Annotated in this window: 10 protein-coding genes; 2 read left to right on the top strand and 8 right to left on the bottom strand. The window is 67.8% G+C overall.

Annotated features, from left to right (window positions below):
* The 4 genes from RJ1_RS43750 to RJ1_RS43735 form a co-directional block, all read right to left on the bottom strand.
* Positions 1-1,096: acetyl-CoA carboxylase biotin carboxylase subunit (locus RJ1_RS43750; protein ID WP_143169605.1), on the bottom strand; the 1,096-nt coding region annotated here is incomplete at its 3' end.
* 129 nt (positions 1,097-1,225) lie between these two features.
* The gene (locus RJ1_RS43745; RefSeq protein WP_073370768.1) at positions 1,226-2,602 is read right to left on the bottom strand and encodes a condensation domain-containing protein; all 1,377 of its coding nucleotides are present in this window, start codon (positions 2,600-2,602) and stop codon (positions 1,226-1,228) included.
* Between the two features lie 21 nt (positions 2,603-2,623).
* Complete coding sequence (locus tag RJ1_RS43740; RefSeq protein ID WP_073370759.1) at positions 2,624-3,040, bottom strand: SufE family protein; 417 nt, start codon at positions 3,038-3,040, stop codon at positions 2,624-2,626.
* Positions 3,037-3,936 carry a sulfurtransferase gene (locus RJ1_RS43735; protein ID WP_073370756.1) on the bottom strand — a complete coding sequence of 300 codons (900 nt, stop codon included), beginning with the start codon at positions 3,934-3,936 and terminating at the stop codon, positions 3,037-3,039. The genes RJ1_RS43740 and RJ1_RS43735 overlap by 4 nt, the downstream gene beginning before the upstream one ends.
* A gap of 147 nt (positions 3,937-4,083) precedes the next feature.
* On the opposite strand from RJ1_RS43735, the gene RJ1_RS43730 reads away from it, so the two are divergent.
* Positions 4,084-4,494: a group III truncated hemoglobin gene (locus RJ1_RS43730; RefSeq protein ID WP_073370754.1), complete on the top strand. Its 411-nt coding sequence runs from the start codon at positions 4,084-4,086 to the stop codon at positions 4,492-4,494.
* Here RJ1_RS43730 and RJ1_RS43725 read toward each other — a convergent pair.
* Positions 4,461-5,903 (bottom strand): condensation domain-containing protein, encoded by a 1,443-nt coding sequence (locus RJ1_RS43725; protein WP_073370751.1) that lies wholly within the window; start codon positions 5,901-5,903, stop codon positions 4,461-4,463. The two genes, RJ1_RS43730 and RJ1_RS43725, sit on opposite strands and share 34 nt — an antisense overlap.
* Complete coding sequence (locus RJ1_RS43720) at positions 5,903-7,420, bottom strand: condensation domain-containing protein (RefSeq protein ID WP_073370741.1); 1,518 nt, start codon at positions 7,418-7,420, stop codon at positions 5,903-5,905. Before RJ1_RS43720 ends, RJ1_RS43725 begins: the two co-directional genes overlap by 1 nt.
* A gap of 250 nt (positions 7,421-7,670) precedes the next feature.
* On the opposite strand from RJ1_RS43720, the gene RJ1_RS43715 reads away from it, so the two are divergent.
* The gene (locus RJ1_RS43715) at positions 7,671-9,404 is read left to right on the top strand and encodes an MFS transporter (protein WP_073370738.1); all 1,734 of its coding nucleotides are present in this window, start codon (positions 7,671-7,673) and stop codon (positions 9,402-9,404) included.
* On the opposite strand, the gene RJ1_RS43710 is transcribed toward RJ1_RS43715, so the two are convergent.
* Positions 9,387-10,031 carry a Maf family protein gene (locus RJ1_RS43710; protein ID WP_073370736.1) on the bottom strand — a complete coding sequence of 215 codons (645 nt, stop codon included), beginning with the start codon at positions 10,029-10,031 and terminating at the stop codon, positions 9,387-9,389. The two genes, RJ1_RS43715 and RJ1_RS43710, sit on opposite strands and share 18 nt — an antisense overlap.
* A 10-nt stretch (positions 10,032-10,041) precedes the next feature.
* The gene (locus tag RJ1_RS43705; RefSeq protein WP_073370770.1) at positions 10,042-10,407 is read right to left on the bottom strand and encodes an acyl-CoA carboxylase subunit epsilon; all 366 of its coding nucleotides are present in this window, start codon (positions 10,405-10,407) and stop codon (positions 10,042-10,044) included.
* Between the last annotated feature and the right edge of the window lie 21 nt (positions 10,408-10,428).

Here is a 10,428-nt window from a genome sequence, read left to right as displayed (position 1 = left end):
GGGGCACGAATTTGGTGACCGGGCCGGGGGCGGGCAGGAACCCGCGGCCGGCGTCCTCGCCGTTGATGCGGAATTCGAAGGAGTGCCCGCGGGGGGTGGGGTCCTCGAGGATGTCCAGTTTGTCGCCGTTGGCGATCTTGAACTGTTGCAGCACCAGGTCGATGCCGGCGGTTTCCTCGGTGACGGGGTGTTCGACCTGCAGGCGGGTGTTGACCTCGAGGAAGGACACGGTGTCGCCCTGGACGAGGTATTCGACGGTGCCGGCGCCGTAGTACCCGGCCTCCTTGCAGATGGCCTTGGCGGAGGTGTGGATGCGGTGGCGTTGGTCGTCGGTGAGGAACGGGGCGGGGGCCTCCTCGACGAGTTTCTGGAAGCGGCGTTGCAGGGAGCAGTCGCGGGTGCCGGCGACGATGACGTTGCCGTGCTGGTCGGCGATGACCTGGGCTTCGACGTGGCGGGCCTTGTCCAGATACTGTTCGACGAAGCATTCGCCGCGGCCGAACGCGGCGACGGCCTCGCGGGTGGCGGAGTCGAACAGTTCGGGGATTTCCTCGATGGTGTGGGCGACCTTCATGCCGCGGCCGCCGCCGCCGAACGCGGCCTTGATGGCGACGGGGACCCCGTATTCCTTGGCGAAGGCGACGACCTCGTCGGCGTTCTTGACCGGGTCCTTGGTGCCGGCGGCCATCGGGGCCTTGGCCTTTTCGGCGATGTGGCGGGCGGTGACCTTGTCGCCGAGGTCGCGGATCGATTGCGGGGAGGGGCCGATCCAGATCAGGCCGGCGTCGAGCACGGCCTGGGCGAAGTCGGCGTTTTCGGAGAGGAAGCCGTAGCCGGGGTGGATGGCGTCGGCGCCGGACTTGGCGGCGGCGTCCAAAATTTTGTCGAACACCAGATACGATTCGGCGGAGGTCTGACCGCCGAGGGCGAAGGCTTCGTCGGCCAGGCGCACGAACGGGGCGTCGGCGTCGGGTTCGGCGTAGACGGCGACGCTGGCCAGGCCGGCATCGGCTGCGGCCCGGATCACCCGCACTGCAATCTCACCGCGGTTCGCGACGAGCACCTTCGTGATGTGCGCGCTGGCATGACTGGGCACTGAGCCTCCTGTGGTTCGCATGGTCTGTCTCCGCGCCGGCCCCCTGGGGGCACCAGCGGTGGATTAGGGCATCACTTCGGAGTGTAAGCACCGAAGTGATCGGAGTTGTCACCGGATCGAAAATTCCGATCAGGCCTGTCCGACGGTCCGCAACCCTACCGATGGGTAGTTGGTTGAAACCTGTTCCAGTTGCCGGCGGAGGCTCGCGACCCACGTATGGACGCTCGCGGCAGCGATGTCGTTGCCCGGATATCGGACCGCCAAATTGACGCCCCGAGGCGTTCGATTGATCCACGCGTACACGTCGTGGGTGTACTGCCTGCTCCGCAGGGCCCGGGCGTTGCGCTCGAGCCAACGGCCCGCTTCGGGCACGAACCGCACGTCCATGTAGGAGACGACGAAGCGTGGCCGGATGGGGATGTCGAGTTCCTTCTCGATGCGGTCGAACGGAACCACCGAGATCGGCTTCGTTCGGGTCACGCTGTCGGCGGCCGCGCGCGCGACCGCGGCGAAGTCGTCGGACGGCACCGCGAAGTCGATCGGACTGAGACCCACGAACCACCCCAGCGCGGATGCCCACTGCGGAGAGTGCCGTGTGTGGACCGGGGTGACCGTCCGAAAGCGTTGAAGCCCCGCCACTTCCGCCCCCGCCAGACCCAGGCAGGCGAGCAGGCCGGGGAAGAAGCCCACATCAGCCTCGCGGCAGGCCGAGTTGAACGCGGCCGCCTGGTCGGCGTCGAGGATCCACGCCGACAGGTTCTGCTGGGCCAGCGGAGTACGCGGGCCGATCTCGAGGGGGAACTCGGGCAGTCCCGGTCCCTCGAGCGCGGACCGCCACACGTCGAGCGCCTCACGGTTCACCTCGGCGTCGGTGGAGGTCTCCCGCTCCTCGTGACCGAAGTCGACGTAACTGCCGACCGGAAACAGGTTGGCCGTCCGGCCCGACACGGCCTCCTCGTACAGGGCGGTCAACTCGTGCGCGACCAGCACGATGGAGAACCCGTCGATGATCGAATGATCCGCCGCGAAGAACACGGTGAAACGGTCGCGTTCGACCGTCTCGAGTGTCGCGAAGACATACGACGGCCAGCTGTGCGGCGAGGCGTACTCGTCGAACAGTTCCTGCAGGTGCGCGAAGTTGTCGCCGCCGGCGGCGTCGTAGCCGTGGCTGACGACCCCCACGTGGAGCCCGCCCTGCGGCACAGTGCGCCGTCGCACGCGCTCGGTCTCGGTGTCGAAGGTCGTGTGCGACCGCAGCACCTCGTGGCGGTCGGTCCACTTCTCCAGCGCGGCGCGGAAAGCCGAGACGTTCAGGGAGCCCCGGATCTCGAAGGCGGTGCCCAGCCAGGACCCCCGGCCGCCGGCGTCGGCGCACCGGCGCAGATGCGCCTCGTGGATGTACGACGCCGGACGGGGATCGTCCACCCATTCCGAGCGGGCGCACGGTAACCATTCGGTGAGCGCACCCACCGGAACGGGGTAGTCGGCAAGTTCGGTGAATTCCATCAGTGTGTGTTCAGATCCTGCCTAGCCGCGAAGATGCCGCTTGATTCGAGCGAGCATCGCGGACATGCCGCGCAGTCGCAGCGGACTGACGGCCTCGGCGAGCCCGAGTGCGGAGTAGAAATCGTCCGGGATCCCGAGGATGGTGGCAGCGCTGTGCCCGTCCAGACCCTGGTGCAGGATCGAGGCGAAACCCCGCGTCGTCGGTGCTTCCGCGGGTGCGCTGAAGTGCAGTCGCACGTGCTCCGGGTCGGAGTCGTCGACCGACAGGAACAGCGGAGACTGGCACTCGGGTACCGGTTCCATCGCGTCCTGCTCGAGTTCTGCGGGCAGGGGCGCCAGTTCGCGGCTGAACTCCAGCAGCAACTGCAGCTTGTCCGAGCCGTCGACGGCGGCGAAGTCGTCGACGATCTCGGCAAGCGAATCGGGTAGTGCGGTCATGACGATGCGCCGGGAACATCTCCCGGCTCTTCACCCCTGACGATGGGAACGCGAACCATGTTGCCCCACTCCGTCCACGAACCGTCGTAGTTGCGGACGTTCGGGTAACCGAGCAGGTGGGTGAGGACGAACCAGGTGTGGCTGGAACGCTCACCGATGCGGCAGTACGCCACGATGTCGTCGGCGGCGGACACACCGCCGTAGATCTCGTTCAGCTCACCGCGCGAACGGAAACGGCTGTCCGGTGCCGCCGCCTTGGCCCACGGAATGCTCAGCGCGCTCGGGATGTGGCCGCCGCGCAGCGCCCCTTCTTCGGGGTAATCGGGCATGTGGGTGCGTTCGCCGGTGTACTCCTGGGGCGAACGCACGTCGATCAGCGGTCCCGTGCCGAGGTGATCGAGAACGTCGTCCTTGAATGCGCGGATCGGGGCGTCGTTACGCTCGACCACCGGGTAATCGGTGGGGGACGTCTCGGGGACGTCGAACGCGGTGTCCCTGTTCTCGGCGATCCACGCGTCGCGGCCGCCGTCGAGGAGACGGACGTCCTCGTGTCCGAACAGCGTGAACACCCAGAGCGCGTACGCCGCCCACCAGTTGCTCTTGTCGCCGTAGATGACGACCGTGTCGTCGCGGCTGATGCCTTTGCGGCTCATCAGGTCGGCGAACTGCTCGCCGTTGATGTAGTCACGCGTCACCGGATCGTTGAGATCGAGATGCCAGTCGACCTTGACGGCGCCGGGAATGTGGCCGACGTCGTAGAGCAGAACGTCCTCGTCCGACTCCACCACCTTGAGGCCGGGCGTGCCCAGATTCGCGGAGAGCCACTCCGTCGACACGAGTCGACCGGGGTTGGCGTACTCGGCGAAGGACTGGGTGGGATCTGGCGCTACGGGCACGGGTGGGCTCCTGGGGCAGATGCGACGGGGACGGCGTCAATTCTAGGCGGACGGCCGAAGTTCTTCCGACCGGCGTTCACAGTTACCGTGCACGGGCGGTGAGGGAGCCTGCATCGGGGCGTAGATTCGCCTGCGAACGGAGGCCTCATGCCCGACATCTCGACGCGCGCCGACCTGGAGGTACTCCTCCGGCACTTCTACGGCCGGGCATTCGCCGACCCCGTTCTCGAACCGGCATTCGAGACACTCGCGGTGATCGGCGTGGAGGATCATCTCCCCGTCATGTGCGACTTCTGGGAAACGGTCCTGCTGCGCACCGGGGACTATCGCGGCAGCGCCTTTGCGGTGCATCGAGCGCTGCACGGCAGGCACGGATTCACGGCGCTCCACTTCGACCGGTGGGTCGAGTTGTGGACGTCCAGTGTCGAGGACCTGTTCGACGGCGACGTCGCGCGGCGGGCCACGCGCGAGGCAGCCAAGATCGCCCGTGCGATGCACAGGCGACTGCTGGAGCCTGCCGGCCCTCAGACGACCGGAGTGCCCTCCAGGTTCAGCTGACTGGTGAGCTCGGCGATGGGGGTGACGCCGTTCTCGCAGATGTCGTGCATAATCTCGCGCAGCCGCACGAGGAACTCCGTGACCGCACGCCGCGCCGTCGACGTCTCCGGGAACCGCGACCGCAGCGCGAGACCCCGCTGGGTGCGGGAGATCCAGAACTGGGCGTCGTCCGCGACCGTCACGTTGCTGATGTGGTGTGCGTTCAGCTCGTCGTGATCGTCCGTGCCCGGCAGCCGGCGGTAGTCGATGTACGACACCATGAACACATCCGTGCGGGTGCGGCGGTATCCGTCGCCGAGCGCCTCCCGGACCTGTGCCATCGTCACACCCTTCAGTGTGAGGGCGGTGCGGAACGAGGCGTGGGTGTGCGCCAGCGAAGACTGGAAATCGCAGTCGGGTGTCAGCTCGACCGTCAGCGGCGCGCTCGTCGTGAGCCACCCGATTGCATTGGCCCACTGCGGGTCCTGGCGAATGTGCAGGGGAAACTGCAACGGCATCCGGGAAATGCCGTTGATCGACCGCACCGCCATCCCCATCGCGGTGAGCGTGCCCGTGAAGAGGCTCCCGCCGGAATCCAGGCAGATCTCCTCGAACCGTTCGGTGCCCGCGGCGTCGAGGAGGGGGCGGACGTCGGCGCCCTGCGGGGCGGGTTTGCCCGCCTCGACACCCAGGTCGAGCGGAAAACTGGGTGCGGTGCCGCCGCACCGCTCGTAGAAGCGTGCCCATTCGCGTACCCGGGGGTCGCCGATCTTGGTGACGGGGGCCTCGGCCTCGAGTTCGCAGTACCGCAGGAAACTGCCGGGATCGCCGAGTTCCTCCGTCAGGTCCGCGTCGGTGAGCACACAAGCGCCGCCGAGTCCGACGAGTCTCTGATAGATCTGCCGGAGTTCGCCCAGCGCGATGACCAGTGAATACCCGTCGACGAGAGTGTGATCGAACGCACTGACCACCGTGTAGTGGGAATCGCGTTCGATGGTCGCGAACAGGTAGGCGGGGAAGGTCAGCGGATCGCACGCCTCGGTGAAACGGAACCGTAGATGGTCGCGGAGTTCGTGCGGTGACGTCGTCACCTCGGACTCGGACGCGACGACCGTGATGTCCTCGGGGTCGAGATCCACGCGCAGCATGGCGTCCGGGCTCACGTCGAACCCGGTTTGCAGTGTGTCGTGACGCCGGATGAAATGCACCAGCGCCTGCGCGAGGGCGTCGCGGTCGAGCTGTCCGGGAAGGTCGAAAGCTGCTGCCATCCACACGCTTCGGCCGACGCCGTGCGTGCGGGCGGTGTCGAGATGGAACTGCTGGTTGTACGACGGCGGCACCGCGGACGGGGAGACCGCACCCGGCGCGACGGACCACTCCGTCACCAGGCCGGGCTCGAGCATGTACCGGTCGATCGACGTGACGTGCACTACTCCGCTCCCGCCGCCGTCGCGGATCCCGCGGCGACCGGCGCGAACGGTGACACCGTGTAGTCGCCCTCGTGGGCCACGGTTTTCATGATGGTCGACAACCGCTCGGCATACGCGGTCACGGATCGGTGTGCCTCGTCGGTGTCCGGATGCGAGACGGCCATCCACGTGCCTTCGAGGACACGGTTGATCCAGATCGACGCGATCTGGGTGGCCTTGCCGCCCACGATGCCGGTTGCCCGGGTCGACGCGAAACTGTCGGTCTGCGGCAACCGGCGCGCGTCGATGTACGACACGATTGGGGGCGGTGCCAGCGTGGTGTGCTGCGACATCGCCTCGGGCCCGGCCTGAGCCAGCACGGTGTCGATCACCTGCTGCACGGACACCTCGCCGAGAGCCTTGCCCGAGCGGTAGGCCTCCTGCGCGCGCTGGGCGAGACCGGTGAACGTCGTGGCCCCCTCGAGGGCGAACCCGACCGGGATGAGGTTGATGAACCACCCCTGGGACCAGTAGAACTGCGGGTCGTTGCGGGTGGTCAGGGGGGACAGTGCCATGTAGCGGTCGCGCCCGACCAGTTCGTGTTCGGTGATGGCGAGGGCCGCGAACACCCCGCCGATGAAGTTGGAACCGTTGGCCTTGCACACGGCACCGAACCGCTCGCACTCGTCGGCGTCGGCGAGGTCGAAACGGCTGCCGATGGCCGGTTGCGGGGCGTCGGCGGCGCCGAGGTCGAGGGGGAAGCTCGGGAAGGTCCCGCCGTTGCGGGTCAGGTGACCGATCCAGCCGTGCACCTCGGGGGAGGCGAGGGTCAGCGTTGCCGCCTTCTCCCGTTCCCGCCGGCTGTACTCCACATAACTCCCCGGTTCGGGCAGCTCCGGCGGGGTGCCGTCGAGTTCTGCCTGATAGATGATCCGAGTCTCGGCAAAGGTGAGAATCATCGACTGCATGTCGGTGTGTGCGTGATCGACGGCGTGGAACAGGGTGAAGGTGTCGTCGGCTCCGGGAGCGTCGGCGGCGTAGTGTTCCACCACGCCGAACACGAATGCCGGCCAGCCGAGCGCGCTCGTGTCGTTCGCGAAGCGCGTCGCGATGTGGTCGCGGACCTGCTCAGGGGTGGTGAGAGTCTCGCCTTCGTGCGCGACGAGCGCAATGGAGTCGGCGGGAACGACGTGCCGCCGGACGGCGTTGGTCGTGTCCGTGGGGTCGGCCCCGGCGTTCTCGAAGGAAAACCAGCTGTGCAGTGTGTCGTGCCGCAGGACGTACCGCTCGAGGGTCCGGGTCATCGCCTCGGTGTCGAGCCTGCCCGGGAAGTCGAAGGCGATGCCGATCCAGGGGGACTGGGTCTCGCCGTTGTTCGCCGCCAGTCGTGCCCGCCTTAGGTGCCGCTCCTGCATGGTGGTCGGCAGTGCCGGATCCACGGGCGCCGCGGCGGCCGCTCGTGCACTCGCATCCGTGACTTTCCACTCGATGACCCGCCCAGGCTCCGGCTTCCAGTGGGTGATCAAGTTCAAGTCCATCGAGCGGCTCCTGGTGTGTCGATTCGAGGTTGCGAGTTCGGTCGGTGTGGCACGGACTTCTCGCAACAGGATGCGGCACCGGGTGCCTGACCGCGAGAGGTGGAGAAGTATGAGAGTGATTACAGGTCGGTCCCGATCCAGTCAAGTGTCGAGCACTAGGGTCGTGCGCTGCAAGTTCCTGGCGTAATATGCAGCAACCTTTGAACAACTTCACAGCATTCTGTGAGCGTCGAGCCGCTAGCCTGTCCGGATGCTCGAGACTCAGCGTGACGAACTCTATCGAGGCGAACTCCGTCGGTGGGTCCCGTGGCTGGGTCTGGCCACCAGTCTCGCGGCCGTGTTCATGCAACTCCTGGACGCGACCATCGTCAACGTCGCGCTTCCCAGCATCGCGGTAGACCTGGGCGCCTCGGTGTCGGCGCAGTTGCTCATGGTCAGCGTGTACACGCTGTCGTTCGCGTGCTCCCTGATCACGGCCGCACGACTCGGGGACCTGCTCGGACGACGCCGGGTCTTCCTGACCGCACTGGCCGTGTTCGTGGTCGCCTCTCTGCTCTGCGGGCTGGCCCAGTCGCCGACGGCACTCGTCGTGTCCCGCGCGTTGCAGGGCCTCGCCGCAGGATCGATGTCGGCTCAGACGTTTGCCATCATCTCGGGTCTCTTCCCGAAACGGTCCCACCCGCGCGTGTTCGGCATCTACGGCGCGACCATCGGGCTCGCCACGATCTGCGGCCCGCTCGTCGGCGGGGTTCTCATCCAGTGGGATCTGTTCGACTGGGGGTGGCGGCTGATCTTCTTCGTCAACCTCCCGCTCGGGCTCGCCGCGCTGGTCCTCGGGTACTTCTATCTCGTCGACGCGAAACCCGAGGGCGTCCGCCGACTCGACGTGGGCGGCGCCGTGCTGTCGGCGCTCGGACTGTTCCTTCTGATCTTTCCGCTCGCCGAGGGCCGGGAGCGGGGCTGGCCGACGCCGATCGTGGTGATGCTGCTGTGTTCGGTGCCGGTGCTCATCGGGTTCGTCGTCTACGAGTGGCGACTCGGGCGCCGGGGCGGCGACCCCGTCCTGCGTCTGCAGTTGTTCACCGACCGCGCGTTCTCCCTCGGCGCGGCCATCGCGTTCGTGTTCTTCGGCACGCTCACGTCGTTGATCTTCACCATCTCCCTCACCCTGCAGTTCGGGTTCGGATTCTCGCCGCTGCGGGCCGGTGTGATGACGCTGCCCTGGGCGTTGGGAACCGGCGTCGCCGCGCTGGCCTCCGCCGTCGTCTACCGGCGTATCGGCAACCTCGTCCTGCCCCTGGGGATGGTCCTCTTCGCCGGCTCCCTCGTCGTGCTCGCGGCGCAACTGCAGCACGAGGGCACCGATCCACGCTGGTCGGCGCTGGCCGGCCCACTGTTCGTCGGGGGAGCCGGGCTCGGACTGTTCGTGGCACCGCTCCAGACGGCGATTCTCGCGACCGTGCACCCACGGAACGCGGGCTCGGTATCGGGCCTGCTCCCGACCGTCCAGCAGGTGGGCAGCTCGATCGGGCTCGCGGTGATCGGCGTGGTGTTCTTCAACCTCGTCGCGACGCAGTCTGCGGACGCGGTCCAGGCCGAGCGGCCGGCTCTGACCGCTCAGCTCGCCGATGCCGGGGTGCCTGCGGCGCTGATCCCGCGTGCGGAGGAGACGTTCGTGCGGTGCGCGACGGAACAGCTCGGGTCCACGTCTCCGATGAAGGTGCCCGACGAGTGCCGGTCGCTGGGATCCGGAGGCGCCTCGCTCGGTGCCGCCCAGCAGCAGATCGCCGACTCCGCGGTGGTGGCCGCACGGGAATCGACCCGCAGTGCGGCGGGGGAGGCGTTTCTGCAGGCGGAACGTCGCATCCTCTGGATCATCGCGGCGGTAGCCGCGGCGATCGCTGTGGCGTCGCTGACACTGCCGCGCCGGAATCTGCCGGTCGACGAACAGTCAGTCGACGCACCGTCAGTCGACGCGGCCTGACGTCGCCCACAGCTCGGCGACGCCGACCCCGACCTCCGCGAGCAACGTGCGGACGAGGGGCAGACCGATCCCGATCACGCTGGACGGATCGCCTTCGATGCGGTCCACGAACCAGCCCCCGAGACTGTCGAGGGTGAATGCGCCCGCAACCTGCAGTGGTTCCCCGGTCGCGAGGTAGGCCTCCAGATCCGCGTCCGGCGGGCTCGCGAAATGGACCACGGTCGCGCTGTGGTCGTGTGCGTCGCCCACGACCGTTCCGTTCACGAGACGCAGGACGCTGTGCCCGGTGAGCAGGGTCGCGCTCCGGCCTGCCATCGAAGACCAGCGCGCACGGGCCACGTCGACGGTTCCCGGTTTGCCCTGCAGGGATCCGTCGATCAGCAACATGGAGTCGCATCCGACGACCACGGCATCCGCGATCCCCTCCCGCGCGAGAACGGGGAGGACGTCGTTGGCCTTCGCGCGCGCCAGCTCGGTGACGACGTGCTCCGGGGCGGCGTCGGCACCGAGTGCCGCGATGACGGCGTCCTCGTCGACGCCGGAGACCCGCACCACCGGCTCCACCCCGGCGCTGCGCAACACGGCCAGCCGCGCCGGGGACGCCGAGGCGAGAACGAAGGACGTCACAGGATCCGGATCAACGCCGGTACGCCGTCACGTTCGGGAACGCGTACGGGGAGAACGGGGCGTTGCTTCGGTGCATCCGGGTGGGAGCACCCCAGGACTCGGGTGGGAGATACGAATCCGGGTCACCGCTGCCCGCGGCGGCGACCGCGGAGAGTACCGCGACGAGAGCCGCGATCTCCTCGTCGGACGGGGAGCCCTTGACCACCGTCAGAAAAGGCTCGCGGCTCGCGTCGGCCCCACCGGTGTCACCCGGCAGGTCGGTGGCCGCACCGTCCGAGAGCGTGGTGTCCGCTGCGGACCCGTTGACTGACGAGGTCGCGGCGGCGGCGTCCGAACCGGTCTCGGTGCGCACTTCGTCCTCGGTGATAGCGGTCACTCTGTCCAATGATTCGCCGAC

The sequence above is a fragment of the Rhodococcus jostii NBRC 16295 genome (genome assembly GCF_001894825.1).
In the GTDB taxonomy this organism is placed as follows: domain Bacteria; phylum Actinomycetota; class Actinomycetes; order Mycobacteriales; family Mycobacteriaceae; genus Rhodococcus_F; species Rhodococcus_F jostii.
Note: the sequence above shows the minus strand (reverse complement) of the source record. Positions and strands in the feature narration are given on the sequence as shown.

Bases quoted from the DNA above. Each gene is read 5' to 3' on its own strand.
- RJ1_RS43715 (WP_073370738.1), top strand. From the start codon at position 7,671: ATGCTCGAGACTCAGCGTGACGAACTCTATCGAGGCGAACTCCGTCGG.
- RJ1_RS43730 (WP_073370754.1), top strand. From the start codon at position 4,084: ATGCCCGACATCTCGACGCGCGCCGACCTGGAGGTACTCCTCCGGCAC.
- RJ1_RS43740 (WP_073370759.1), bottom strand. From the start codon at position 3,040: ATGACCGCACTACCCGATTCGCTTGCCGAGATCGTCGACGACTTCGCC.
- RJ1_RS43745 (WP_073370768.1), bottom strand. From the start codon at position 2,602: ATGGAATTCACCGAACTTGCCGACTACCCCGTTCCGGTGGGTGCGCTC.
- RJ1_RS43720 (WP_073370741.1), bottom strand. From the start codon at position 7,420: ATGGACTTGAACTTGATCACCCACTGGAAGCCGGAGCCTGGGCGGGTC.